Annotated in this window: 23 protein-coding genes; 8 read left to right on the top strand and 15 right to left on the bottom strand. The window is 61.0% G+C overall.

All coding sequences use genetic code 11. The features are described 5' to 3' along the window. The 9 genes from ACILSL_RS13955 to ACILSL_RS13915 form a co-directional block, all read right to left on the bottom strand. Positions 1–660 (bottom strand): lysophospholipid acyltransferase family protein, encoded by a 660-nt coding sequence (locus ACILSL_RS13955; RefSeq protein WP_395732653.1) that lies wholly within the window; start codon positions 658–660, stop codon positions 1–3. Between the two features lie 293 nt (positions 661–953). Continuing rightward, the gene (locus tag ACILSL_RS13950) at positions 954–1,394 is read right to left on the bottom strand and encodes a DUF3592 domain-containing protein (protein WP_395732652.1); all 441 of its coding nucleotides are present in this window, start codon (positions 1,392–1,394) and stop codon (positions 954–956) included. Positions 1,395–1,472: 78 nt separating this feature from the next. Beyond that, positions 1,473–3,140, bottom strand: a complete 1,668-nt coding sequence (locus tag ACILSL_RS13945; RefSeq protein WP_395732651.1) for a SpoIIE family protein phosphatase — start codon at positions 3,138–3,140, stop codon at positions 1,473–1,475. Next, on the bottom strand, positions 3,133–4,344 hold the full coding sequence (locus ACILSL_RS13940; protein WP_395732650.1) for an MlaD family protein: 1,212 nt from the start codon (positions 4,342–4,344) through the stop codon (positions 3,133–3,135). Before ACILSL_RS13940 ends, ACILSL_RS13945 begins: the two co-directional genes overlap by 8 nt. Continuing rightward, a complete protein-coding gene (locus tag ACILSL_RS13935; RefSeq protein ID WP_395732649.1) occupies positions 4,341–5,225 on the bottom strand; it encodes an ABC transporter ATP-binding protein in 885 nt (294 codons plus the stop codon). The genes ACILSL_RS13940 and ACILSL_RS13935 overlap by 4 nt, the downstream gene beginning before the upstream one ends. Next, positions 5,225–5,971 (bottom strand): MlaE family ABC transporter permease, encoded by a 747-nt coding sequence (locus ACILSL_RS13930; protein WP_395732648.1) that lies wholly within the window; start codon positions 5,969–5,971, stop codon positions 5,225–5,227. The genes ACILSL_RS13935 and ACILSL_RS13930 overlap by 1 nt, the downstream gene beginning before the upstream one ends. Before the next feature lie 18 nt (positions 5,972–5,989). Next, positions 5,990–6,340 (bottom strand): STAS domain-containing protein, encoded by a 351-nt coding sequence (locus ACILSL_RS13925; RefSeq protein WP_395732647.1) that lies wholly within the window; start codon positions 6,338–6,340, stop codon positions 5,990–5,992. A gap of 15 nt (positions 6,341–6,355) precedes the next feature. After that, positions 6,356–7,858 carry a xylulokinase gene (gene xylB, locus ACILSL_RS13920; protein ID WP_395732646.1) on the bottom strand — a complete coding sequence of 501 codons (1,503 nt, stop codon included), beginning with the start codon at positions 7,856–7,858 and terminating at the stop codon, positions 6,356–6,358. A 117-nt stretch (positions 7,859–7,975) separates the two neighbouring features. After that, a complete protein-coding gene (locus ACILSL_RS13915) occupies positions 7,976–9,643 on the bottom strand; it encodes an ABC1 kinase family protein (RefSeq protein WP_395732645.1) in 1,668 nt (555 codons plus the stop codon). A 91-nt stretch (positions 9,644–9,734) separates the two neighbouring features. Between ACILSL_RS13915 and ACILSL_RS13910 the strand changes: the two genes are divergently transcribed. Then, positions 9,735–10,316: an NADPH-dependent FMN reductase gene (locus ACILSL_RS13910; protein WP_395732644.1), complete on the top strand. Its 582-nt coding sequence runs from the start codon at positions 9,735–9,737 to the stop codon at positions 10,314–10,316. 27 nt (positions 10,317–10,343) lie between these two features. Here ACILSL_RS13910 and ACILSL_RS13905 read toward each other — a convergent pair whose 3' ends face one another. Further along, positions 10,344–11,975, bottom strand: a complete 1,632-nt coding sequence (locus tag ACILSL_RS13905) for an FHA domain-containing protein (protein ID WP_395732643.1) — start codon at positions 11,973–11,975, stop codon at positions 10,344–10,346. Between the two features lie 206 nt (positions 11,976–12,181). Here ACILSL_RS13905 and ACILSL_RS13900 point away from each other — a divergent pair, with 206 nt between their 5' ends. The 4 genes from ACILSL_RS13900 to ACILSL_RS13885 all read left to right on the top strand — a co-directional run bounded on the left by ACILSL_RS13900 (position 12,182) and on the right by ACILSL_RS13885 (position 16,596). After that, positions 12,182–12,796, top strand: coding sequence for a DNA-3-methyladenine glycosylase family protein (locus tag ACILSL_RS13900; RefSeq protein WP_395732642.1), 615 nt, complete (start codon positions 12,182–12,184; stop codon positions 12,794–12,796). A gap of 67 nt (positions 12,797–12,863) precedes the next feature. Beyond that, the gene (locus ACILSL_RS13895) at positions 12,864–14,339 is read left to right on the top strand and encodes a DEAD/DEAH box helicase (RefSeq protein ID WP_395732641.1); all 1,476 of its coding nucleotides are present in this window, start codon (positions 12,864–12,866) and stop codon (positions 14,337–14,339) included. A gap of 73 nt (positions 14,340–14,412) precedes the next feature. Further along, positions 14,413–14,667, top strand: coding sequence for a hypothetical protein (locus ACILSL_RS13890; RefSeq protein ID WP_395732640.1), 255 nt, complete (start codon positions 14,413–14,415; stop codon positions 14,665–14,667). Between the two features lie 66 nt (positions 14,668–14,733). Next, positions 14,734–16,596: a CocE/NonD family hydrolase gene (locus ACILSL_RS13885; RefSeq protein WP_395732639.1), complete on the top strand. Its 1,863-nt coding sequence runs from the start codon at positions 14,734–14,736 to the stop codon at positions 16,594–16,596. Positions 16,597–16,767: 171 nt separating this feature from the next. Here the strand turns inward: ACILSL_RS13885 and ACILSL_RS13880 are convergent, their stop codons facing one another. Next, positions 16,768–17,256, bottom strand: a complete 489-nt coding sequence (locus tag ACILSL_RS13880; protein WP_395732638.1) for a GNAT family N-acetyltransferase — start codon at positions 17,254–17,256, stop codon at positions 16,768–16,770. Between the two features lie 180 nt (positions 17,257–17,436). On the opposite strand from ACILSL_RS13880, the gene ACILSL_RS13875 reads away from it, so the two are divergent. Together ACILSL_RS13875 and ACILSL_RS13870 are read left to right on the top strand one after the other, a co-directional pair. Further along, positions 17,437–18,519: a Gfo/Idh/MocA family protein gene (locus tag ACILSL_RS13875; protein ID WP_395732637.1), complete on the top strand. Its 1,083-nt coding sequence runs from the start codon at positions 17,437–17,439 to the stop codon at positions 18,517–18,519. A 79-nt stretch (positions 18,520–18,598) separates the two neighbouring features. Then, positions 18,599–19,006, top strand: a complete 408-nt coding sequence (locus tag ACILSL_RS13870; RefSeq protein ID WP_395732636.1) for a hypothetical protein — start codon at positions 18,599–18,601, stop codon at positions 19,004–19,006. 116 nt (positions 19,007–19,122) lie between these two features. Here the strand turns inward: ACILSL_RS13870 and ACILSL_RS13865 are convergent, their stop codons facing one another. From ACILSL_RS13865 to ACILSL_RS13850, 4 genes are all read right to left on the bottom strand, one after another. Further along, the gene (locus tag ACILSL_RS13865) at positions 19,123–20,349 is read right to left on the bottom strand and encodes a Gfo/Idh/MocA family protein (protein ID WP_395732635.1); all 1,227 of its coding nucleotides are present in this window, start codon (positions 20,347–20,349) and stop codon (positions 19,123–19,125) included. Between the two features lie 352 nt (positions 20,350–20,701). Next, positions 20,702–21,523, bottom strand: coding sequence for a helix-turn-helix transcriptional regulator (locus tag ACILSL_RS13860; protein WP_395732634.1), 822 nt, complete (start codon positions 21,521–21,523; stop codon positions 20,702–20,704). A gap of 246 nt (positions 21,524–21,769) precedes the next feature. Then, positions 21,770–21,910 carry a hypothetical protein gene (locus tag ACILSL_RS13855; protein ID WP_395732633.1) on the bottom strand — a complete coding sequence of 47 codons (141 nt, stop codon included), beginning with the start codon at positions 21,908–21,910 and terminating at the stop codon, positions 21,770–21,772. A 196-nt stretch (positions 21,911–22,106) separates the two neighbouring features. Then, on the bottom strand, positions 22,107–23,564 hold the full coding sequence (locus tag ACILSL_RS13850) for an AlkA N-terminal domain-containing protein (RefSeq protein WP_395732675.1): 1,458 nt from the start codon (positions 23,562–23,564) through the stop codon (positions 22,107–22,109). 146 nt (positions 23,565–23,710) lie between these two features. Between ACILSL_RS13850 and ACILSL_RS13845 the strand changes: the two genes are divergently transcribed. Next, positions 23,711–24,214, top strand: a complete 504-nt coding sequence (locus ACILSL_RS13845) for a methylated-DNA--[protein]-cysteine S-methyltransferase (protein WP_395732632.1) — start codon at positions 23,711–23,713, stop codon at positions 24,212–24,214. Positions 24,215–24,220: the final 6 nt, after the last annotated feature.

Genomic DNA, 24,220 nt, shown 5'->3' with positions numbered 1-24,220 from the left:
CTAGCGGGAGCGCTGAAGATTTTCAAGGGTGGTTCCAAAACGCATCACATCTTCCAATGCGAGGCGCTTTTGCTCGAACTCATCTTCGGTCATGCGGCGGGGGATGTGATGAGGCTTGTCGAAGACGAGGGTGACTTTGGAGAAGGGCAGGGGCAGGAGGAATTCATCCCAGGTCCTGAACTGGATGGCGTGGCTGTAGTGCATGTGCACAGGGATGATGGGCACGCCGGTGAGCTGGGCGAGCTTTACGATGCCGGGCTGCACACGATGAAGCGGGCCGCGCGGGCCGTCCGGGGTGATGCCGATCTCGTAGCCTTCACGCGCCTTTGCGGCGAGGGCGATGAGGGCGCTCATGCCTTTCTCGGGCTTGGAACTGGAGCCGCGTTCGGCCTCGATGCCGAAGGTTTCGCAAACGTCGGCGATGATCTGGCCGTCGCCGCTGGGGCTGGTGAGGATGGTGCCGGGGACGTTGGCGAACCACTCATGGTGCAGATACGGAATGAGGAACATGCGGTTGTGCCAGAAGGACCAGATCCAGCCTTTGCGGGTGGCATCAAAGACGCCGGCGTCATCGCGCACATCAAAGCGCAGGGTCGAGCCAATGCCGCGCATGATCCATGCGATGATCTTGCCTGCGGATTTGATGCGGATTTTAGCCATGAGGGTGAGGGCATTGCATGGCGGTGTTCTGATCCGCGGTCAAGGTGCGGGATGCCGGTGCAGGGCATGAAAAAGGCGGGAGACTTCTCCCGCCGTGGATGCGTGACTTAGACCAGCTCTCAAAAATCTTGTCACATTGCCCGGGCGGCGGAGCGGCCCCATTGGCTGCTTCGTGCGCTTGCCTGTTATTTCCAAATAGCAGGCGGCGCACTCTCCTTGCCACTGGGGCCGCTGCGCTCGCCGGATCCATAGGACAATCTTTTCGAGAACCGGTCCAGGCTGGCAGTGCCCAGCTACCATTTGCCCGCATACATGATGCCCATGGTGAGCAAGCCACCCACGAAGGCACCGATGCCCAAGTTAAAACCCGCCGTGAAGTCTGTGGAGCCGCCGACAAGAATGGCGCTGTCCTGGATCGCGGAAGGGAGGTAGCGAACCTTGGCCACTGGATCCGTGACAGCGGTGTCACTGGCATGGGCGGAGAAATAGTTGGAGGTGACTTTGAAGGTTTGTTTTACAGGGGCGCTGCTTTGCGGGGTGTAGGAAACATCAAACTGGTAGTTGCTATTCTTTCCTCTCTTCCACTCCCCTCCTTCGATGATGCCGTCCACCGTGACGCCCTCTTTTTCCAGCCTGGCCAGGCGCTCTTTTTCCTGATGACCGCTGTAGGTAAGGAATGGGCCGGCGATGACTGCAATGGCTGCGAACAGCTTGATTTTGGTGGGGGTTTCCATGTGATTTGGTGGAATTAGGCCGCCGTTTTATCCAAATCAGCCGGAAGGGTCAATATGAATACTCTTAGACTCAAATCCTTAAATGGACTTGACCAGCTCTATCACCGAACGGCCTGCTTCCCTGCGGAAATCGACGCGGTCGAAAATCTCGCTGATGACATGGAGGCCGAGGCCGCCGATGCGACAGTCGATGGAAGGAGGGGCGACGAGCTTCTGGAAGTCCTCGTTGGTGATGCCTGCGCCGTAATGCTCAATGAGGATGCGTACGGAATCCGGGCCAGACTCCATGCGGCAGGTGGCGGCGCGTTCGGTGCTGGTGGAGCAGTAGGCGTATTTGCAGATGTTGCTCATCACTTCGTCACAGCCGAGCACGAGGAGGCCGGTGAATTCCTCGCTCAGGCCGTGGTAGGCGGACCATGTCTCGATGAACTCACGCACGAGGCGCAGCGTATCGGGGTGGCAGGAGAGGGCGATTTCATCCGGTGCTGGCGGCGAATGATCGGTAATCATCAGCACGGTGGCATCGTCCTGATAGCTCGAGTCATCGGCGAAGGTGCGCCATTGCTCGACAAGATGGTTTAAGAAGCCATCGCCACCCTGGGGGTGCTGCATGGCGGCGGCGAAGGCGGCATCTTCAAAGTATTCGCCTGCGCTGTTCTGGACCTCGAGGATGCCATCGGTGTAAAGCATCCACTGGCGGCCGGTGCTGAAGGGGAGCGACATCTCCGCATAGCGCGCGGCGCATGAAATGCCGAGCGGCGCATTGCCGGGGGCGGGGACTTCCTTCCAAGATTTGCCATCAAACACCTGGGCGCCCGGCAGGCCGGCGCAGCAGAGCCAGACACGTCGTGTCTTTGGGCAAACGAGCAGGGCATTGATGGCGATGAAGCGGCCAGCCTTCATCACACCACAAAGGCGTTTGTTTAACGTCGACATCCATTCGGCGAGATTCATGGAGACGCAGAGATGCGCGGTGGAAGCGATGAGGGTGGTGCCGCGTGCCATGTCGAGAGCTGCGGGCAGGCCTTTGCCGCAGACATCGCCGACACCGAGGAGGATTTTGCCGTCATCGATTTGATGCCAGAAATAAAAGTCTCCGCCGACTTCGCTGGCGGGCTCATAGAAGGTCTCGACCGCCACGTTTCCCAAACGCACCTGGGGCGCGGGGAGGAAGGAGTTTTGAATTTCCGTAGCGAGAGAAAGCTGCTGACGATTTTCGGCTTCCAGAATCGCATTCTTCTGTGATTCGAGGCGCATCAGGGTCACGGCGATGAGGCTGCCGAAAGTCTCAAACATTTCCACATCCTGAGTGGTGAAGGAGGAGCCGTGGTTGGGATTGATGGCCTGCATGACGCCGAGGCAGCGGTCGCCATCGAGCAGGGGAATGGTGACCATGGCACGGGTGACGAGGTCGGACTGGTCCGAGGCAGGCTTGAAATGGCGGGGATCATTGAGCGCGTCTTCGATGTTGACGGCTGTTTTGGTCGAATAGACATGGCCGGCGATGCCCTTGCCTTTCGGTACGCGCACCTCCATGGCATTGATGGGATCAAGCGTGGAGCGGATGAGGAGGTCCTCGCTGGGGCCGTCTGGAAGGAGGATGGAGCAGACTTCGCAGTCCATGACCTCGCGCGAACGCTGGAGGATATGATCGACGAGTTCGACCAGATTCTGGGTGCTGCTGAGACGGCGCGCCACGTCGAGCAGAACGCTTTGGCGGGAGGTGATGGGCTGCGGATTACTCACGGCGTTTGAAGAGGTCGAGGATGCCTTTTTTCTTTTCTTCGGGGGTGGCGCTTTCGCGAGGCATGGGTATGACGGGGGCCGGCTTCGTGCCGGATTCGAGTTCTTTGATACGCACGGGGTAGGGCTCGTGGGTGCGGCGCATGTGCTCGATGAGCTGTTCCTTGGTGGGGACCTCATTGGCCTTGCTGCCAAAGATGAGGCGGCTGGGCTTGCCGGCGAGCGTGCCGGTGATGTACTCACCCCAGATGACGAGGGCGTTCATTTCTTCGACCAGGGTGTTGATCTTGCGCATCGTGGTGTCGAGGTGCTTTTCCAAACCGGGGCCTGAGGCGTTTTCACCACCGGCGAGCATGTGATGGAGATCGGTGGTGATTTCTTCGATGCGAGCCTTCAGGCCTGGTTTGCCATCGGGGGTGCCTGCGATGGTGCCGTTGAGTTCCTTGGAGAAGCTTTCGAGGTTGGCGAGGATGGCGTCCGCACGATTGGCGAGACCTTTGTCGGCCGCGCCTTTTGGCCCTTTGACGAGTTCTTGAATGCCGGTGGCGGTGTCTTCGAGCTTGTCGGCCACGGCGTTGATCTTTTGACCAAAGCCGGGTGTTTTACCGTCGCCGGTGAAGGTGATTTTCAGCTCCTGGGTGAAGGCTTCGATGTTGGCCAGGGAGTCGGTGATTTTTTTGGAGGCGTCGCCTTTGCCGAGAGGATCGGTGATCTTTCTGAGATCGGCGGTGATGTCCCGGATGTTGGCGAAGATGGCATCGCCGCCGGGGAGCATCATTTCCAGCAGGCTGCCGAGGCTGCTGGAGGTGAGGCGGGCACCGTCGGCCAGGAGGCCGTCTTCATCATCGAGGCGGATGAGTGCGATGTGTTTTTCGCCGAGCACCGACTCGGCGCTGATGATGACTTTTAACCTGGAGGGAATGGGTGCGGAAGAGAAGACCTCGATGTGGACGCGGACGGTGTTGCTCTCAAGGATGCGATCTGCGGGGGCGAGGTGCTCGATGCGGTCGACCGTGCCGATTTTGTCGCCGGCGAAGAGAACGGTGGTGTTGCGGTGAATGCCGGTGACATCGGCGAAATCCACGGAGAAGCGCAGGTGGGGCTTGCGCCAGGGATCGCCCGAGATGGCGAAGATGAGAGCGCCGAGCAGCATCAGGGAGCAGAGAATGACCAGGGTCGCGACGGTGGCATCTTGCTTGTTTTTCATGGCTTGGAGGACTGAATGGCGGGGCGTGAATACAGGCTGGCCTCTTTGAGGCCCAGAAGCGTTTCGCGGTAGAGCACTTCACCGGAGTCGTCGCTGCCGTCTCCCTGGGGATCACCGTTGATGAACTGCTGGACGGCGGGGTGGGGGTGCGCGCGGATTTCTGCGGGCGTGCCGGCGGCGATGATCTTGCCCTGATTTGGGCCGGTGCCGAGCATGATGATGCGGGTGCCGATGCGGAAGACGCTGTTCATGTCATGCGTGACGACGACGACGGTGGCACCGATCTTCTGGGTGAGGCGCTGTGTGAGTTCATCGACCACGGCGGTCATGATGGGATCGAGGCCGGCGGTGGGTTCGTCGCTGAAGACGAGGGGCGGGTCCAAAGCAAGTGCGCGGGCGAGTGCGGCGCGCTTCTTCATGCCGCCGCTGATTTCAGAAGGCTTCTTGTGGCCGTGGCCGGTGAGGCCGACCTGCTCGAGCTTCATTTTGACCACGGTGTCGATGAGTCTGGCGTCGAGCTGGGTGTGCTCGTTCAAGGGGAGGGCCACGTTTTCGGCGACGGTGAGGGATTGGAGCAAAGCGCCTGATTGAAAGAGCATGCCGTAGCGGCCGCGGAGTTTGCGCAGCGCATCCGCATTCATGGTGGTGATCTCCTGACCGAAGATCTTGATGCTGCCAGAGCAGGGTTTTTCCGTGCCGATGAGGTGGCGGAGCAGGGTGCTTTTGCCGCAGCCGCTGCCGCCCATGATGACGAAGGTGTCGCCTTCATAGACCTTGAAGCTGACGCCGTTGAGGACCGTCTGGGAACCGAAGCGGCGCACGAGGGAATCGACCTCGATGATCGGTTCGCGGGAAGACGGGGCGGGGGCGGCGTCTGACATCAGAAGAAGAACAGGGCGGTGAGGAGGGCGTTGGCGATGAAGACGGTGAGGAGGGAGACGACGACGGAGCGGGTGGTGGCGAGGCCGACGCCTTCGGCACCGCCGGAGACATTCAAGCCGATGCTGCAGGCGATGGTGACGATGAGGACGCCGAAGACGGCGCTTTTGAGGAGGCCGATGCCGATGTCGCTCAACGAGACATGCTGCAGCGCGTGATTGACGAAGAAGGCGGTGGACATGTGCAGGGAGAAATGGCCGATGAGCCAGCCGCCCGCGAGGCCGACGTAGATGCTGAAGACCGTGAGCATGGGCAGCATGATGACCATGGCGAGAAAGCGCGGGACGATGAGCCAGGACATGGGGGAAATGGCCATGACCTCAAGGGCTTCGATTTCTTCCGAGACTTTCATGGTGCCGAGTTCTGCCGTGACGGAAGAACCGCTGCGGCCGATGACGATGACTGCTGTGACGAGAGGTGCGAGTTCGCGAATGAGGCTGGAGGAGACGAGGCCGGGGACAAAGGCGGTGGCACCGAGCTTTGCGAGCTGGGCGGCGGACTGCATGGCGAGCACGACGCCGATGGTCAGGGCGGTGAGCGCCGACATGGGAACGGCATGCACACCGATGCGTGCGATTTGAGCAAAGGTGTGGCCGATGCGCCAGCCTCTGCCGCGGAAGGGCGCGACGAAGAGCCAGTAGAGCAGGCTTCCGCACAGTTCGAAGTATTGGCGGAATGCTTCGGTCATGGACGGAGCTGGAAAGGACTAACGTTTGCTGGTCAGATCGGCGGCGTTCAAGGCGGCCTCAACCGTGGGGAGATGGGTGATGAAGTCACCGAGACGCACGATTTTGAACGAGGCATCCACGCGGCCCTGAATGCCTGCGAGCGCAAATTCCGTGCCCGCGCCGCTGGCGTGCTGGAAGTATTCCACCACGACGGCCCAGACCGGGGTGTTGACAAAGGTGACCTTGGTGAAGTCGATGATGAGGCGTTTGACTCCGGCCTTCATCTGCTCGCGCACGACTTTTTGGAATTCGGGCACGGTCGCCAGATCGGCATCGCCCTCGAGTTCGATGACGACGGCGTTGGGGTGGTTGCGGACGGTGGGTTTCATGAAAGTATCAAGCGATCAGAGCCAGCCGGTTTGATTGAGGCGGCCGGTGAGTTCCATCTGCCGTTCCAATTGTGCGGCATAGAGCGCGGCATTTTCGGCATTGGGTTTGCAGCGGGTGGATTCATCGAGGGTGACGAGCTTGGAGCAAAGCTGCTCGTAGCTGACGCGTTCAGTGCCGCCCTGATTGGCGTGGGCATAGGCGGCCTGGATGGCTCCGCCGAGAGCGGCGCCCTCGCTGGTGCTGAGGGTGACGACTTCGGCATTGAAGCAGTCGGCGGCGATTTGACGCCAGACGCTGCTCTTGCTGCCGCCGCCGGTGAGGCGGATTTCGGTGGGATTCATGCCGAGATCGCGGAAACGCTTCAGACCGTAGGCGAGACCGAGGGTGGCACCTTCGACGGCAGCGCGGGCGAGATTGGCCGGGGCCATGTTGGTGGGGCGAAGGCCGTGGATGACGCCGGTGCCGTTTGGCAGGTTCGGGGTGCGCTCGCCATTGAGATAGGGAAGGAACATCACGCCATCGGCACCGACGGGAGCGGTTTTCACAGCGGCTTCGAGCTGGTGCAGATCCCAGCCGAACATTTCGCGCACCTGCTCGGTGACGACGGTGACGTTCATGGTGCAGACGAGCGGGAGCCACTGATCGGTGCTGTCGCAGAAGGCGGCGACTTCGCCCTGGCCATCGACCACGGGAGAGCCGGACACGCCATAGAGAGTGCCGCTGGTGCCGAAGCTGGCGGTGACGACGCCGGGCTTGATGTTGCCGGTGCCGATGGCGCCCATCATGTTGTCGCCGCCGCCGGCGCTGATGATGACGTCGGAGTTCAGGCCCCATTTGACGGCGAGGTCTTTGCGGATGGTGCCGTGCACGGATTTGGAAGAGCCGAGAGGAGGCAGCATGGCGCGCACGCTGGGATCAATGTAATCGCAGATTTCGTAGGCCCACTGGCGGGTGTTGACATTGAGGATGCCCATGCCGGAGGCGTCTCCGTATTCCATGCGCTTCACGCCGCTGAGCCAGAAGTTGATGTAGTCGTGCGGCAGCAGGATGGTTTTTGTTTTCGCGAAGTTCTCGGGCTCGTTTTGCTTGAGCCAGAGCAGCTTGGGAATGGTGTAGCCTGGCAGCATGGCATTGCCCGCGACGGCGATGACGCCGGGCTGGCCGCCGAAATGATGGGCGATCTCTGCGCACTGGGCCTGGGTGGAGGTGTCGCACCAGAGCTTGGCATGGCGGACGGGTTTGTCGTCTGCGCCGAGCGCGACGAGGCCGTGCTGCTGGCCGCTGACGCCGATGCCGGCGATCCTGGCCTTGTCCTTGCCGATTTGTTCGAGGCACTGCTGCACGGAGGCATCCACCGCATCGAGCCATGACTGTGGGTCTTGTTCGAGATGGCCGGGAGGGAGGCCTTCGATCAATTCATAGGTGCTGTGGCCGGTGGCGAGAATTTTGCCTGAGTCGAGGTCGAGGACGATGGCCTTGGTGCTCTGCGTGCCGCTGTCGATGCCGAGGAAATACATGAATGGAAGGAGGGTTGGAGTCGGCGAAAGGTTTACGGTGGGTTGGGAGGGCAGGTCAAGAGGTCAAGCGTTTAAGAATCGGTCATCATTCGTGCTGATTCAGTCATGCAAGGGAAGTCAATCCTTTGACTGGATGTTTCCTGATTTCTTGATGGCGCGCATGAGCCGCCAGCCGAAAAAGAGAGAGACCGCATAGCCCAGAGCGCCGAAGATGGACACGCCATAGAGCAGTGGGGCGGCCTGGCGGCTCCACAATTCACTGGAGCCGAGAAAGATGGCAGCGGTGAGGATGCCGAGGACGAGGCGATTGACGATGGGATCGAGGTGGCGGTGATCGATGTGCACCGTGAAAGAGCCGTCGCGGAAGCGGGCGAGCATGTCGGTGATGTCGCGAGGCAGAGCGGTGAGGAGACGATTCCACACACGGAAGGAGCGGCGGGCGCGTTTGGCGATGCGGCCGGGCGAGAAGCGGCGCAGCATGAGGCGCGTGCAATAGGGCTGCATCAGCTCGGCCAGGCTTACATCGGGGCTGAACCGGCGCGAGGTGCCTTCCAGCACGATGAGGGTTTTCAGCAGCATGGCGAGCGAGGGAGGCAGCACGATGTGGTGGCTGCGGATGATTTCGACGAGGCTGCTCAAGGCTGCGCCGACATGGATGTCATTGAGCGGATGGCCGGTGTAATCCGCCATGAATTCCTGCAGGTCTGCCCGCAGCTTTTCGCGTGAGCAGTCTGCTGGCACGGCGCCGAGGCGCAGGACCTGCTCGGCGACGAGTTCGGAGTCGTTTTCCACGATGCCTAGGAGGAGGGCCTCGACTTCATCGCGCAGGTCTTCATCGATGCGGCCGACCATGCCGCAGTCGATGACGCCCACGATATTGCCGGGGAGCAGGATGAGATTTCCGGGATGAGGATCGGCATGGTAGAAGCCATCGCGGAAGACCATTTCGAGATACATGTTGGCACCGCGTTTGGCGAACTCGCCGAGATCCACGCCGGACTGCTGCAGCGCCTCGATGTCGCTGCCGATGATGCCATCCAGGCGCTGCATGGTGACGACTTGATGTGAGCAGAGTTCGTTGAAGAGTTCGGGGATGCAGACGGTGGGGTCGTCGGCGAAGTTGCGGGCAAACTCCTCCTGATTCTGCCGCTCGTAAGTCAGGTCGAGTTCACGCAGAAGGGTGCGGCGGAACTGGCGCACGACTGCCAGCGGCTGGTAGGAGCGCAGGGCGGGGGAATGCTGTTCCAGGAGCTCTGCGAGGGCCTGCACGATCTCGACATCCGTGGCGGCCTGTTCGGCCACACCTGAACGGCGTACTTTGACGACGACACTATGGCCGGTGTGAAGGCGGGCGGCATGGACCTGGGCTACGGAAGCGGCGGCGAGAGGGGTGTCTTCAAAGCTGGCAAAGAGTTGTTCGATCGGCTGGCCGAGCTCGGCTTCAATGGTTGCACGGGCCACGGCGGAGGGGTCGGGTGGCACATTGGCCTGAAGCTGGGAGAGCTCCTCGGTGAGTTCAGGGCCGAGCAAGTCGGCGCGAGTGCTGAGCATCTGGCCGAGCTTGATGAAGGTGGTGCCCAGTTCTGTGAGAGCCATGCGCACACGCGCGGCCTGCGTCACGCCGGTGGTAATCGACTGGCCATCAGCGCTTTTGAGGCGGTCCTGCAGCCAGGAGTACTTGAAGCCGCCGAACAAATCTGCGAGACCATACTTGCCGAGTACGGCGGCGATTTCCGCGATGCGTTTGGCATAACGTTCGAGACGGGCCAGGGCTTCAATTTTCATTCTGGTGCAACCTCCACACGAATGAGGGGTCTGACAATGCGGAATGATCACTCTCGGCTGGCGGTTTCGGCCGGCTTAGGTATCCATGGGCATGAGCACTCCCAAAATTCTCGCCTTTGCTGGCAGCACCCGCAGCGCCTCGTATAACAAACAGCTGGTTCGTTTTGCGGCAGAGGCCGCACGTGCCGCCGGGGCCGAGGTGACGTTGGTGGATCTGCGTGATTACCCGCTGCCGTTGTTTGACGGTGATCTGGAGGAGCAGCAGGGGCTGCCTGAGAATGCGAAAAAATTGAAGGCTCTTTTTCTCGCGCACGATGCCCTGCTGATTGCTTCGCCGGAGTACAACAGTTCCATCACTGCCGTGCTGAAGAACACGCTGGACTGGGTGTCCCGTGGCGAGACGGAGGATGAGCCTGCGCTGGCGGCCTATCGGGGGAAAACGGCTGCGTTGATCAGCGCTTCTCCAGGTGCGCTAGGCGGGCTGCGGGGGCTGGTGCATCTGCGTGCCATTTTGGGCAACATCGGCGTCATTGTTTTGCCGGATCAGGTGGCGGTGCCCAAGGCCTATGAAGCCTTTGATGAGCAAGGCGGGCTGAAGGATGAACGTACGGCCAAGCAGGTGACGCGGGTGACGCAGACGCTGGTTGAGTTTTTGAAGAAGCACGTGGGCTAAGCAGGGGCTGAGACACTGCTGGTGACATCAACGAGCTGCGGCATTTTTCGTGCCGGGGCCACGGGTGCGCTCGGACTTGATGGGAATGGGGGCGAGCTTGATGGTCTCGACTTGAACAATGACGGGGGGGGGGAAGCTGGATGAATTCTGTGCGGATTCGCCTTCGGCTCCGGCAGGTGAATGACGCAGGGACGCGATCCTGGCCTGCAGTTCGGCCATCTCGCGGCGGGCGGCTTCGATCTGACCGGGAAGCTCCGCGTGCTGGCCGTTCGTTGAAACGGCGGCGTCGGGGGGCGGCTCTTGGGCGGAATGGCGTCTGGGCGGGGCTATTTGCGATCCGCCCTGAGCGCTGTTGGACTGGGCGTCGCGGTAACGCTGCTCGACAGCAGCGAGGCGTTGTCTGGCATCGACAAGCTGCTGTTTCGTGGCGGCGAGATCCAGATTGAGCTGTTCCAATTCAACGCGCTTGGAGCTGGCTTCTTCGAGACGGCTTGTTTCGGCGGCGAGTGCAGTGGTGCATGCGGTGAGTTCGGCTGTGCGGGAGGCCAGCTTCTTTTCGCATGAGGCCAGATCCTCCTGCATGCGCTGCAGTGAACCTTCAGAGGCGGCGCCTTTCTGCTCCAGGGAAGTGAGGAGTGATTCGAGATCTTTGACGGCGGCCTCATCACGCTGGTGTTTGGCGCTGAGGGCCAAGCTGGCCGTGCTGAGCGCGGCATGTTTTGCCTCCTCCTCCACGATGCGCCTTTCATGTTCAATGATCTGCTGACGAAGGGAGTTTAACAACGCTTCATCCTGCTCGCACTCATCACGCACCTGTTTGAGGCGGGCGTCTGCCTCCTCTTTTTGAATCGTCAGATTTTCGATCTGCTGCTGAGCTTCGGCTGCGTTGGCGGTGAGCCGCTGGACCTCGGTGGCCTTTTCGTAATGCTGGGCATTGAGGCGCTCGAGGGCGGCGGTTTTGTCTGCATGCTGACTGGTGAGGGAACTGATGGTCTCCAGCCACTCGCGATGGGCGGCTTCAGCCTGCTGAATGGCGGCTTTCGCAGGCGCGAGCTTTTCCTCCTCAGCACGCAGGGATTCGACACGGGCGAGATGCAGGGCGCGTTCCTTTTCAGCGCGCTGCTGCCAGTCACGCAGCTCTTTTTCAGCGGCGGCGACCTCGGACTTAAGCCGAGCTTTCTCCGCTTCCAAATGGGCCACTGCTTCCACAAGAGCCTTGTCAGGAGATGCCGGTGGAGGCGGTGGCGATGGAGGAGCAGGTTCAGGAGCTTCCGGAGTCGGCGCTTCAGGTTCAGGAACGGGAGCCGGAGGAGCAGGCTTTGAAACCGCAGGAGCGACGGGTGTGTCTACGACGGACGGGCTTGTGGCCGGGTGTTCAAGATCGAGCGTGCCGACGAGAGGCCCAAAGGCGATCGTATCGCCATGAAGGAGGGTGCAGCTGAGCTGGCGTTCACCGTTGACGAAGGTGCCGGCAGAGGACTTGAGATCAAAGACCTGAAGGCTGCCGTCAGCGTTTTGAACAATTTCAGCGTGACGAGGGGAGATGCGTTCGTCATCGACCACAATGTCGTTGTCCTCATCACGTCCGATGATGATGTGTTCCTTGAGGGGAACCACCACTTCTTGTCCGTCTTCAAGAACGAAAGTGAGTTTGGCCATGGGGGAGTTTTTTGCGTTGAACCGGTGCAGGAAAGTCGATGAAATGAGTGGAATCAATCTGGCATTTAGATATGCGGAAAAATGATGCGGAAACAGGGCCTCAATCTGAGGTTTTGAGATCGAGGCCGTGATGAATACGGATCAAACCGGCTTTTGAGCGTTGAATCAATCTTGCAATTGTTTCGATGTCGCAATCCTGTCCAGCCATGCATTCTGAAGCCGAAGCCCACCTCTCCAAGCGCTGCCCGGTGATGCGCCGTCTGATCAAGGCCCATGGTCCATGCCTTTTGGTGCCGCAAAAGCGGTCTCCGTATGAGGCGCTGGTGAGCGCGGTGGCGCACCAGCAGCTGCATGCGAATGCGGCGGAGGCGATCCTACGCCGCTTCAAGGCTTTGTTTCCGCAGGTGCGCTTTCCACAGCCTGAACAGGTGATGGAGGCCACGGATGAGGCTTTGCGCGGCTGCGGGTTTTCCACGGGCAAGATGCTCGCGATAAGGGACATCGCCGCGAAGACGCTCAGCGGGCAGATTCCCAAACGGGCGGCGGCGTTGAAGCTGGATGATGAGGAATTGATCGAGAGGCTCGTGGCGGTGCGCGGGGTGGGGCGCTGGACGGTGGAGATGCTGCTGATTTTTACCCTGGGCAGGCCGGATGTGTTTCCCAGCGATGACTATGGGGTGCGCAATGGCTGGCGGGTGGCAAAGAAGCTGGATGAGATGCCCAAGCCGAAGGAATTCCGTGAACTGGCGGAACACTGGCAGCCGCACCGGACCCTGGCGGCGTGGTATCTGTGGCGAGCGGCGGATGCGGCGAAGCTTTGAGGCCCAAGGAGGGCGGGGAGAAACGTGTCATTGCTAATCGCCCTATCGGCGGCTAAGGAAGGGGTGCATGTCATTCAAAGCTCTCGGCCTCGACCCGAACATCCTCACCGCCATCGAAGAAGCCGGTTACACGGAACCCACCCCCATCCAGGCTGCGGCCATTCCGGTGGTCATCCAAGGCGGAGATGTGATCGGCATCGCGCAGACCGGCACCGGCAAGACGGCGGCTTTCACGTTGCCGATCCTGACGCGCCTGACATCCAATCCCATTCCTCAGGGACAGCGCCGCCGCACACGCGTGCTGGTGCTGGCACCCACGCGTGAACTTGTGGCGCAGATCGAGGAGAACGTGCTGGCCTATGCAAGGCATCTGCCGCTGAAGATCGCCAAAATTTATGGCGGTGTCGGCGAAAAGCCGCAGAAGGACGCGCTGCGTGCCGGGAGTGACATCGTGATCGCCTGCCCGGGCCGGTTGCTTGATTTGATGGAGCAGCGCTGCGCGGACTTCTCGCAGCTCGAATACCTGGTGCTGGATGAGGCGGACCGCATGCTGGACATGGGCTTCCTGCCGGACATCCGCCGGGTCATCAACCAACTGCCGAAGAAGCGGCAGACGCTGATGTTTTCCGCGACGCTTTCCAAGGAGATCGAAACGCTGACGCATGAGTTCCAGCGTGGGCCGAAGATTGTGCAGATCGGCAAGCGTGCGAATCCGGCGGAGACGGTGACGCAGCTGGTGTATGAAGTGCACAAGCATCTCAAAATGCCGCTGCTCTCGCACCTGCTGCAGGATGAGAAGATGCAGATGGTGCTGGTGTTCAGCCGCACGAAGCATGGCGCGGACAAGATCGCCAAGAAGCTGGAATCGACCGGTGTGAAGTGCGCCACGCTGCATGCCAACCGCTCGCAAAACCAGCGCCTGCGCGCGCTGGATGATTTCAAGACCGGCACGGTGCGCGTGCTCGTGGCCACGGACATCGCCGCGCGCGGCATCGACGTGGACGGCATTTCGCACGTGGTGAATTTCGACTTCCCGCACATCGTGGAAGATTATGTGCACCGCATCGGCCGCACCGGCCGTGCGCAGGCGATTGGCGATGCGATCAGTTTTGTCTCGCCTGATGAGCTGCCCGATGTGCGCAAGCTGGAGCGGTTTATCAATCGTGGACTCGTGCGGAAACGTGCCGAAGGGTTTGATTACAATGCGGCGCCTCAAGCTTTCAGTGATGAACGGCCTGAGCGCCGGGAGCAGCAGCGGCAGTCTCAGCAGCGCCGTCCGCAAGGGCAGGGCGGGCAGAGACATGGGCAAGGGGGCAGTGGCGGAGGCGGAGGCGGAGGCGGTGGTGGCCGTCCTGCAGGTCAAGGTGGCCAGGGCGGATGGCGTCCGAGTGGCCAGGGAGGCCAGGGCGGAGGCGGTGGGCGTCAGGGTGGCGAGCGGCGCTCGTCATCGGGCTCTGCACCACGTCAGCCAGCTCAGATGCCCCAACAAAACACGACTCCTGAGGGAGCACGGGGGCTGTGGAAGAGGCTGACGGGTAGGTAAGCCGAATTTCTCCGCGGGTGCGCTTGCGCCAAAAGCGCAGCGTGCCCGATGTGGTGCTGGAGAAGGCCTGAGCGTGCAGCACGGGCTCGCGAAGACCAGCATCGACAAGCGCGACGAATTCCACCCGAGCATCCGCGACATTGGGGCGCGCCTAGGCAAGGCCGGGCACTGGCTCAGCGTGCCAAAGACCAAGCCTCAGGCAGGCAAGCCGATGGCCTGCCTCGTGGGCAAGGAAGAGATCGCGATGATCTGTGACCTCCTCGTGGGACTTCGTCATCCGCGGGTTCATTTTGGCTTTGGTCAGAGCATGTCATTTCAACGGAGGTAAAACATGAGGGTGTTGTCATATCAAACCCTGTGCAGAATCACTCAGCGGTCTACACACACTCTCTCCATGAAGCCCTCGTGCCTGCTGCTCGCCGTCTTGTTGTCACTTCTTTCATGCCATGCTTCGGCGGATGAGGCGCTGGCGGCGAAGATGCGGGCTTTGTTTACGATGGCGGATGTGGATCACAACAGCGCGCTTTCCACCGAGGAGCAGGCGCATGCAGTCGAGTTTGTGAAGAAGACCTATGGCGAGCAGTGGTCGCGGCAAATCGAAGGGATGCTTTCACGCTCTGCCATGCCGGGCAAAGGGGTGACCTCTGAGGGCTGGCTGAAACAGGTGGGGGAGTACACGAGGCCGGTGGAGAAAAGGACCGAGAAGATTGCCATGCGTGACGGCATCAAGCTGGCGACTGATATCTACCTGCCGCATGGCGAGGGGCGGTTCCCCGTCATTCTTGCACGGACACCTTATAACCGGATCAAGCATCACGAAAGCGCACCAGGCTTCGCTGCCGGCGGCTACGCCTTTGTGAATCAGGACATGCGTGGACGCTATGAGTCCGAGGGGGAAAACATCCCCTTCATAGGCTGCGGCTGGGGCGAGCACCAGGATGGCGTGGACACGATTGAGTGGATCAAAAAGCAGCCGTGGTGCAATGGGAGCATCGCGACGATCGGAGGCTCGGCAGGCGGCATCACGCAGAACCTGCTGGCAGGTGCGGCGCCTGCGGGGCTGAGGGCACAGTTCATTCTTGTGGCTCCCGCGGACATGTACTCAGACGTGAGCTACATCGGCAGCGCCTTCCGCAAGGCTGATGTGGAGAACTGGACTCAAGGCAACAAGTTTGATCCCAAGGCCCTCGACATCCATCGAGCCCATCCCTCCTACGATGACTACTGGCGCGCTAATGACACGCACACGCGGTTCGCATTGATGAATGTGCCTGCGGTGAATGTGGGAGGGTGGTTTGACATGTTTGCCCAGGGGACGATCGACCAGTTTATCGGCAGGCAGCACCAGGGCGGCGAAGGTTCCAAGGGCACGCAGAAACTCGTCATGGGACCCTGGCATCATGGCATTGGCAAGATGCCGGCGGGAGAGCTCACTTTTCCTAACGCCAGCCGAGTGCCCGCCAAGTATGACCCTGTTCGCTGGTTTGAGCATTATCTGGGCGGCATTGACAATGGCGTGGAGAAGGAGCCTGCCGTGGCCTACTACGTGATGGGAGACACGAGCACGCCAGGAGCGCCTGGAAATGAATGGCGCTACGCGAACGACTGGCCGATTCCTGCCAAGGAGACGTCTTTCTATCTGACAGCGGAGAAGCAGGTGGTGCTGCAGGCACCGGAGCAGGCGGCCCCATTTCACGAATATACCTTTGATCCCGCCAATCCCTGCCCCACAATGGGTGGGCAGAACCTCACCATTGCGCGGGGAACCATGGATCAGCGCAGGGTCGAGAGTCGAGAGGACGCCGTGGTCTTCACCAGCGAGGCGCTCGACAAGCCGGTGGAAATCACCGGTCGGCTGTGGGCGAAGATTTTCGTCTCCTCCAGCGCTGCGGACACTGATCTCTCCGTGCGGATTTGTGATGTGTATCCCGACGGCCGCAGCATGCTCATGGCCGAAGGCATCCAGCGTCTGCGCTACCGCAAATCCCGCGAGAAGCCCGAGGTGCTGAAGCCCGGGCAGATCGAGGAAGTGACCGTCGATTGCTGGTCCACCAGCCTCGTCATCAACACCGGCCATCGGGTGCGCGTGATGATCACCTCCAGCAATTTTCCGCGCTTTGATGTGAATCCCGGCACAGGCCAGCCGTGGAGTGAGGAAGGTGAGAAGGTGAAGCAGACGAACCGGATTTATTGCGATGCGGAGCATCCGTCGCGGCTCATTGTGCCGGTGGTTGGGGTCGCGGCAGATGCTGAGTAGCGGGGCACGGAGAGAGCCGTGCGGACGCGTGCAGTTGAGGTGGTGGTGGCCCTACGGGCTTGCCGGAGGGGGGGGGCAGCGAAACACGTGCACGGGGGCGAGGGGCCTTGGTGTGTGCTTTCGTGAAGCGGAGCTTTCCTGATCCAGTTGCGGCGCAACTGGGCAACTTGGTTAGAGCATCTTCTGCATCCAGAGCACATCGAGCCAGCGGCCGTGCTTGTGGCCGACTTCCTTGAGGTGGGAGACTTTGATGAAGCCGAATTTGGCGTGCAGGGCGATGCTGCCAGCTTGATCGGCATCGATGCCGCCAAGGACGGTGTGGTGGCCGATTTTTTTGGCGAGTGCGAGGAGCTCGCCGAGCAGCAGGCTGCCGATGCCTTTGCCCTGATGCTGATGGTGCAGATAGATGGAATCCTCCACGCTGTGGCAGTAGGCCTGGCGCGGATGGAAGCGGCTGAGAGAGCCCCAGCCGATGATCGTGCCATCTTCTTCGGCGACGATGACGGGGTGCTCCGGGCCGTGGGCGTCAAACCAGTCGCGGCGCTCCTGCTCGGTGCTGGGGACGGTTTGATACGTGCAGGTGCTGTGCTCCACGTAGTGATTGTAAATGGCATTGATGGCCGGGAGGTCGGCGAGCGTGGCTGGACGGAGAGAAGGCATGGGGAAGCAGGGGGTGGGGGAATGAAAGCGTCCAAATGACGAATGTCGAAATCAGAATGACGAAGTGTGAACGGAGCGGGTCTGCGGGGCCCGTTTTCAAATCTTGACTCGGTGGCGGGGAATCTCCATTCTCGCGACCCTCAGTCAGAATTCACCAATCACTTAACGAACACATTTATTATGGCCATCAAAGTCGGAGTCATCGGAGCAGGCGGCATGTTGCAGTATCACGCGGCGGGATTCCGCCAGGCAGGCGCGGAGATCGTGGCTGTGGCCGATGCGGCTCCCGGAGCGGCAGCCCGGGCGGCGGAGAAGTATGGCATTCCCACATCGTATGAATCCGTGGAAGCCATGCTGAAGGGGAGCCCGGAGATCAAGGCGGTGAGTGTCATCGTGCCAAACAAGTTTCACAAGCCGCTGGCCATCCAGTGTCTCAAGGCCGGGAAGCATGTCTTTTCCGAGAAGCCGCCGGCGCTGAACGCGAAAGAGGTGAAGGAGATCATCGCCGCCGCCGAGAAGGCCGGCAAGAAAGTGCTCTTCAACTTCAACAACCGTGCGCGTCCGGAGTCCCAGGCGATGATGAAGTACATCAAGGACGGCGTGGTGGGCAAGATCAACTCTGCGCAGGCGAAGTGGATCCGCCGCACGGGCATCCCCGGTTTTGGCGGCTGGTTCACCACGAAGGATCTGGCTGGTGGTGGTGCGCTCATCGACCTGCTGCACATGGTGGATCTGGCCATGTATTTCATGGGTTATCCTGAGCCTGCCTACGTGATGGGCCAGGTCTTCACCGACTTCATCCAGGACAAGCAGTTCAAGGGCCCCTGGGGCATCCCCGACCGCGTGGGCGGCACGACGGATGTGGAAAACGCCGCGCACGGTTTTGTGACCTTCAAGACCGGGCAGGTGCTCAGCCTCCAGGTTTCCTGGGCGGAGATGATCAAGCGCGAGGAAGTCTCCGTGGTCTTCCAGGGCACGAAGGCCGGTGGCAAGGTGGAGCGTCTTTTTGGCATCGACGGTCTGGACAACACCGCCATCGACACCTGCGAACTCTACGTGCAGGAAAACGGCAACAGCGTGAACCGCAGCATCACCGTGCCGGCTTGCGAGGATATGGGCCGTATCGGCTCCGCCGCGAACTTCATCCATGCCATCGAAGGCAAGGCTCCTGCGCTGAACACCCCTGAGCAGGCCCTGCGCCTGATGCAGGTGATCGACGCGATCTATGCCTCCGCGAAGTCGGGCAAGCCGGTGGCGATCTGAGCTGTGGAATGATTGATATCAGCGGGGAGAATGAGCGCAGGCTTGTTCTCCCCGTTTTGTTTTGAGATGATCTGAATNCATGAACAAGCTGACGCCTCTTCTGCCACAGCATCGGAAGGCTGCTGGCTTTGCTCCGTCGGGGGTTATTGAGATGCTGCTCCTGGCCTACATCGTGGCCGCTGTCTTGAATTATGCCGTGGGAAACTGGATCTTCGCGACGGCAATGCTGGCGCCATTGGCCGGGCTTTTCTGCTGGGCACAGTACACTGACCGACGGGATCGCTGCAAGATAGGTGATCAGATCCAAGTGAGCCTGGGACCGCATTCAGGAATGGAAGGCGCGATCGTAGGTGCGAACAAAGGTGGAACACGTCTGACGGTGCAATTGTCCTCTGCAGAGCAGCCTGAACCCATAGACTTCTTCAACTATCAGATCAGGAAAGTAAAGCCGACGCCTGAGCCATCTCAGCCCGCAGCGAGAGATTGAATGAAGAGACACCCCCTCGTGCAAATGGATGAAGTGAAGAGCTGCATGCTGAGCTGAATTCAAAAAAGAGCGATGCCAGTTCGTGCCGGCATCGCTCCAAGAATTTGCCGCTGGTTTTACGCCAGTCCGCCGCGATCGCTCGTGAGCGTGGCATCGCCATACTTCGCACGGGTGGTGGGCGTGTAGTCCAGCGGGGTCCAGGCGGCGTTGTTGGCGGAGGAGGCGACGACGGCTTCGATGAAGGCCATGCCGGCCACGCCTTCTTCGATGGTCGGGTAGTCCATGTCCAGCGGGTTGGGGGTGGTGCCGGCGTTCACGGCGCGGATGTGGTTGGCGAAGTTTTTGTAGATGTTGGCGAAGCCTTCGAGGTAGCCTTCGGGATGGCCGGAGGGCGTGCGGGTGCAGGCGGAGGCGGCGCTGCCGAGGTAGCCGAGGCCGGTGCGGTAGATCTGCTTGGGCTTGTCCAAGGAGGTGACGATCATGGTGTTCGGATCGAGCTGGGACCATTCGATGCCGCCGAGGGAGCCGTAGACGCGGAGGCTGAGGTTGTTCTCGCAGCCGATGCTGATCTGGCTGGAGTGCAGCACGCCCTTGGCGCCGTTGGTGAAGCGAAGCAGCACGTTGCCATCGTCTTCAAGGCGGCGGCCTTCTTTGGCGAGGAAGATGGTGAGGTCCGCAGCGAGCTCCTTGATGTGGAGGCCGGTGACGTATTCAGCGAGGTTGATGGCGTGGGTGCCGATGTCTCCCATGCAGCCGGCGGCGCCGCAGATGGCGGGATCGACGCGCCAGGAGGCCTGCTTCTGCCCGGTGTTTTCCAGCATGGTGGCCAGCCAGCCCTGCGGGTATTCGACCACGACTTTGCGGATTTCACCGAGCTTGCCTTCTTCGATCATCTGCCGGGCCTGGCGCATGAGGGGGTAGCCGGTGTAGTTGTAAGTGACGCCGTAGAGCTTGCCGGTTTTCTTGACGATGCCTGCCAGTTCCTTGGCCTGGGCGAGGTTGAAGGTGGCGGGCTTGTCGGAGAGGACGTGGAAGCCAGCCTCCAGCGCGGCTTTGGCGGCGGGGAAGTGCAGGTGGTTCGGGGTGACGATGGAGACGAAGTCCATGCGCTTGTCCGCAGGCAGGGCGGCCTCGGTGCGGATCATCTCCTCGTAATTGGCGTAGCAGCGTTCGGCGGGCAGGAAGAAATCGGCGCCGCTGTCCTTGGAGCGCTGGGGGTCAGAGGAAAAAGCGCCGCAGACGAGTTCAATCTGCTGATCGATCGATGCTGCGATGCGATGAACGCCGCCAATGAAGGCGCCGCGTCCGCCGCCGATCATGCCATAACGAATTTTCCGGCTCATAAAGAAGTGTTCGGGGTGCTAGGTTCTCGGTTCAGGGTTGGGAGAGTGAAACGCGAGTGTGCGCAGAGGGTGCGGGGGGTCAAGTGCATCTGCGCGGCGGGATGCAGGGCTGACGGGCGTGAGTGGTCCACAGGGTGTGCCGCAGGCAGGAGGGTGTCTGCGGTTTCCAGAACGTGCCGGGGCTGCTGCGGCGTCGGGTATGTTTGCGGCGTGCTGCGGACTGAAGTCCGCGCTCCGGCCTCGCCATCCGGGCACAAAAAACCCCGGAAAGGATGGCCCAACGCGCTCAGGCAGCCTCTCCGGGGCAATTGTCGTCGAAACACCGCAGAGCGGTGCGCATGGCGACAAAGGGTTATGCGGCCATCAGGGCCGGACCGCTGTGCTTCATGCGGCTGCGGAATTCCGTGGGGGATTCATCAGCGATGCGACGGAAGCTGCGGTTGAAGTGGGAGAGGCTCTGGAAACCAACGTCATAGGCCACTTCGGTGATACGAGCGGCTGGCTTCATGAGCATGCGCTTGGCCTTTTCCACGCGGGCGCGGTTCACGAAGTCCGTGAAGGTCAGGCCGGTGGCGCGCTTGAAGAGCTTGCAGAAGTGGAAGGGACTCACGTTCACCGCGCTGGCGACGGCTTCGAGGGACATCGGCTCGGCCAGATGGTTGTGGATGAAGGTCTTGGCATTGCGCACGGCTTCGGGCTCATGCGTGGCGGTAGCAAACAGCAGACGGTGAGCGCTGTCTCCCAGCTGAAGGGCAAAGGACTGCAGGATGGCGACGGCGGCCTCATAGCGTGCGGGCTCCATGACGGGAGCGTGTTCGAAATGAACCTTGGCACCACGGATTTCTGCGGCGGTGCGGTTGTCATCCAAAAGGGCCTTGGCCACGGGGGCGAAGTTTTCGGCATTGGCGGGCTGGAGGCGCACGCCGCCAGTCAGCATGATGGCGATGGTGTTTTTTCCGACGCGCACCGGGACCTGGGTTTCCACCACACCGGCCACGCCCTTGCGGGTGATGATGCTGTCGATGGGAGAGTCATCCTTGGTGGCTTCGAGGCTCAGAGGCAGGCTGGTCAGCGTGTGGAAGGCCTTCTGGTAGTGCTGGAAGAGCTCACTCTCAGCCAGGTTCTGGATGAAACGTTGGCGGGGGGTGGTGTGGGCAGTTGAGGTGGTGTTCATAGCGCGTTCGTGGTTTGTGTTCACGGCTGCTATGATGCCCCGAGGCGAAATTTGCGATATTGTGGTCCGATACGGTACGTGCCCTCGTGTGCGACCGCAATTTTGGCATAGTGGTTTCCAGTAGAGCTGACTATTCCTTGTGCCGGGTGCGTGGATATTGCTGTGGTTCAGTGCGCTCTGCCCCTAGTTCACCGGAAACCTGAGGCCAAGGTTTGCAGGCCGGGGTAATTCCGTTCGCGCCCGGCATCAAGCAGGCGTGCCAGCCTGCCGGCGACGCTGCTCGGGAGCCATGTCAAACATCACCGTCAGATGCCTGCGGTCCACCCTGCAATACGCCCCCGGATGAACGGTGAGCTCGCGGGCACGCTTCCAGTCTGGCACAAACATCACGTCCCCACCACATACTGGGCAAAGCAGGCGAAGTGTTTCTTGAGGCACTGCCCATAGTGCCTCCAGGAAAGCGGGCTCGTTTTTAAAAATGAGTTCTTTCATCGGGGTTCGTCACGCGCATCAGGCGGTTACTCGTGACATGAGCGAACGTAGCAGACAGTGTGCAAAGTAAGCCCGACAATGAAGCGTCTGTTCACTTTGTCACCGGGCGATTCCACACATGCATCACCGCATAGCTGCGCCACGGGCGCCAGGGCTGGGACAGATCTTCGGCCTGCTTGGCAGTGACGCCGCCGAGATTGTTGCGGACGGCGATGTCTTCTTTGGGAAAAGCATCCGGCCAGCGGAGGGCGCGCATGGCGATGTAGTGCGCGGTCCAGGGGCCGATGCCGGGCAGGCTCACCAATTGAGCAATGGTGGTTTCGGGATGGGCACCGGGGTCGAGCTTGAGAGCGCCTGAGCGGAAGGCTTCTGCCAGACCAATGATGCAGGCTGCGCGGGTGCGGATGATGCCGAGGCGGGCGATGTCATCGATGGTGGCGCGGCTGACTTCCTGCGCCTGCGGTGTCAGGCGTGTGAGTTCAGGAAACGGCGTCTCTATTTTCTCGCCGAAGGCTTCGGCATAGCGGCAGGCGATCTTCGTTGCTGCCTGCACGGTTATCTGCTGGCCGAGGACGGCGCGCACGGCCAATTCAAAACCATCGAACGCACCTGGCACACGCAGTCCGGGATTTTGCAGGACGCTCTTCTTCAGCGTGGCATCCTGCATCAGATGGGCGGAGATGAGGTCGGGACGCGCGGTGAGATCAAACATGTGGCGCAGCCGGCCCAGTAGCGCGGGCAGGACCGGGGTGAGCGAATGGGTGAACACCACCTGCAGCGCGTTCTTTGCCGGTGCATGGGACACCCTGATCCAGCCGGTGTGATTGCCAAGGCGAATGGTGCGGGCATAGGTGTCTGCGGTTACGAACTCGACTTCGTGGATGGCGCGGGTGGCGAGGAATTTGAGCATGGACTGCCAGTCATAGGGCGGGCGGTAGCCGAGCTGGAGCGTGGAGGTGTCCGTGGCGTGCATTCCGCCCGGATGTGAGGCGGCTTCTTTGCGCAGACGTGTGGGCGGCATGCGGTAATGGCGGCTGAAGGCGTCATTGAAGCGGCGCAGACTGGAGAAGCCGCTGGCAAAAGCGATTTCGATGACCGGCAGGCGGGTGTCGGTGAGGAGTTGTTTGGCGAGCAGGAGGCGGCGGGTTTGAATCAGCTCAATAGGGGAGACTCCAAGCTCCTGCTGAACGATGCGGCGCAACTGGCGGGAACTGAGGCCAAACTGCGTGGCGATGTCTTCGAGGCCTGCGCCTTCATCCGCCAGACCCTCGTCCATGCGGAGCATGATCAGATTCGCCAGCCGATGCGCATGATCCACCGGCGCATGGCCTGGAGCCAGCTCCGGCCGGCAGCGCAGGCAGGGGCGGAAGGCCGCCTTCTCCGCAGCCCCGGCGTTTTCAAAGAAGAGGCAGTTCTCGCGCTTGGGAACCTTCACCGGACAAATGGGGCGGCAGTAGATGCCGGTGGAGGTGACGCCCACGTAGAAGATGCCGTCAAAGCGTGGGTCGCGGGATTTCAGCGCAGTGTAAGCGGCATTGTCATCGATCAGGTTCATGGAGTTCAACAGGCTAGGCTGTGCAGCTCTTGCGGACTGGCCGTTTTCGGACATGGAGTTATTTTATCTTCGTGGCCGAAAATGGCCAGCAGCCATTGCCTGAAGGCGGCATGATCTGCTCGAACGAAAACCGCACTGACATGACATCCCGCTGCTATTTTTATAAAACCATGCCCTCGCCGGTGGGCCTGCTCACGCTCGTGGCGGGTGAGCAGGGGCTGGCGGCGGTGCTATGGGAAAACGATGACCCGAAGCGCGTGCGCCTCAGCCCGCTGCATGAAGACACCAAGCATCCGGTGCTGCTGGAGGCGGAGCGGCAGCTGACGGACTACTTTGCCGGGAAGCGCGAGAAGTTTGAGCTGAAGCTCGATTTCACCGGCACGGAGTTTCAGAGGCAGGTGTGGCAGGCGCTGCTGACGATTCCCTTTGGCGAGACGCGGAGCTACGCGCGGATCGCGGAGCAGATTGGCAATCCCGGTGCGGTGCGTGCGGTGGGTGCGGCGAATGGCAAGAACCCCATCTCGATCATCGCGCCATGCCATCGTGTGATTGGCTCCAATGGGAAGCTGACCGGGTTTGCGGGCGGGATGGAGGCGAAGGCGTTTTTGCTGAAGCTGGAGTCGAAAGATTTTGTCCTGCAATAGCTGCGA

This window comes from Prosthecobacter sp. (genome assembly GCF_044222345.1).
In the GTDB taxonomy this organism is placed as follows: domain Bacteria; phylum Verrucomicrobiota; class Verrucomicrobiia; order Verrucomicrobiales; family Verrucomicrobiaceae; genus Prosthecobacter.
Note: the sequence above shows the minus strand (reverse complement) of the source record. Positions and strands in the feature narration are given on the sequence as shown.

Excerpts from the sequence above, each read along its gene's own strand:
- ACILSL_RS13885 (WP_395732639.1), top strand. The coding sequence starts at position 14,734 with ATGAAGCCCTCGTGCCTGCTGCTCGCCGTCTTGTTGTCACTTCTTTCA.
- ACILSL_RS13845 (WP_395732632.1), top strand. The coding sequence starts at position 23,711 with ATGACATCCCGCTGCTATTTTTATAAAACCATGCCCTCGCCGGTGGGC.
- ACILSL_RS13930 (WP_395732648.1), bottom strand. The coding sequence starts at position 5,971 with ATGACCGAAGCATTCCGCCAATACTTCGAACTGTGCGGAAGCCTGCTC.
- ACILSL_RS13860 (WP_395732634.1), bottom strand. The coding sequence starts at position 21,523 with ATGAACACCACCTCAACTGCCCACACCACCCCCCGCCAACGTTTCATC.
- ACILSL_RS13910 (WP_395732644.1), top strand. The coding sequence starts at position 9,735 with ATGAGCACTCCCAAAATTCTCGCCTTTGCTGGCAGCACCCGCAGCGCC.
- ACILSL_RS13905 (WP_395732643.1), bottom strand. The coding sequence starts at position 11,975 with ATGGCCAAACTCACTTTCGTTCTTGAAGACGGACAAGAAGTGGTGGTT.
- ACILSL_RS13925 (WP_395732647.1), bottom strand. The coding sequence starts at position 6,340 with ATGAAACCCACCGTCCGCAACCACCCCAACGCCGTCGTCATCGAACTC.
- xylB (WP_395732646.1), bottom strand. The coding sequence starts at position 7,858 with ATGTATTTCCTCGGCATCGACAGCGGCACGCAGAGCACCAAGGCCATC.
- ACILSL_RS13955 (WP_395732653.1), bottom strand. The coding sequence starts at position 660 with ATGGCTAAAATCCGCATCAAATCCGCAGGCAAGATCATCGCATGGATC.
- ACILSL_RS13935 (WP_395732649.1), bottom strand. The coding sequence starts at position 5,225 with ATGTCAGACGCCGCCCCCGCCCCGTCTTCCCGCGAACCGATCATCGAG.
- ACILSL_RS13880 (WP_395732638.1), bottom strand. The coding sequence starts at position 17,256 with ATGCCTTCTCTCCGTCCAGCCACGCTCGCCGACCTCCCGGCCATCAAT.
- ACILSL_RS13855 (WP_395732633.1), bottom strand. The coding sequence starts at position 21,910 with ATGTTTGTGCCAGACTGGAAGCGTGCCCGCGAGCTCACCGTTCATCCG.
- ACILSL_RS13895 (WP_395732641.1), top strand. The coding sequence starts at position 12,864 with ATGTCATTCAAAGCTCTCGGCCTCGACCCGAACATCCTCACCGCCATC.
- ACILSL_RS13875 (WP_395732637.1), top strand. The coding sequence starts at position 17,437 with ATGGCCATCAAAGTCGGAGTCATCGGAGCAGGCGGCATGTTGCAGTAT.
- ACILSL_RS13915 (WP_395732645.1), bottom strand. The coding sequence starts at position 9,643 with ATGAAAATTGAAGCCCTGGCCCGTCTCGAACGTTATGCCAAACGCATC.
- ACILSL_RS13870 (WP_395732636.1), top strand. The coding sequence starts at position 18,599 with ATGAACAAGCTGACGCCTCTTCTGCCACAGCATCGGAAGGCTGCTGGC.
- ACILSL_RS13950 (WP_395732652.1), bottom strand. The coding sequence starts at position 1,394 with ATGGAAACCCCCACCAAAATCAAGCTGTTCGCAGCCATTGCAGTCATC.
- ACILSL_RS13940 (WP_395732650.1), bottom strand. The coding sequence starts at position 4,344 with ATGAAAAACAAGCAAGATGCCACCGTCGCGACCCTGGTCATTCTCTGC.
- ACILSL_RS13900 (WP_395732642.1), top strand. The coding sequence starts at position 12,182 with ATGCATTCTGAAGCCGAAGCCCACCTCTCCAAGCGCTGCCCGGTGATG.
- ACILSL_RS13865 (WP_395732635.1), bottom strand. The coding sequence starts at position 20,349 with ATGAGCCGGAAAATTCGTTATGGCATGATCGGCGGCGGACGCGGCGCC.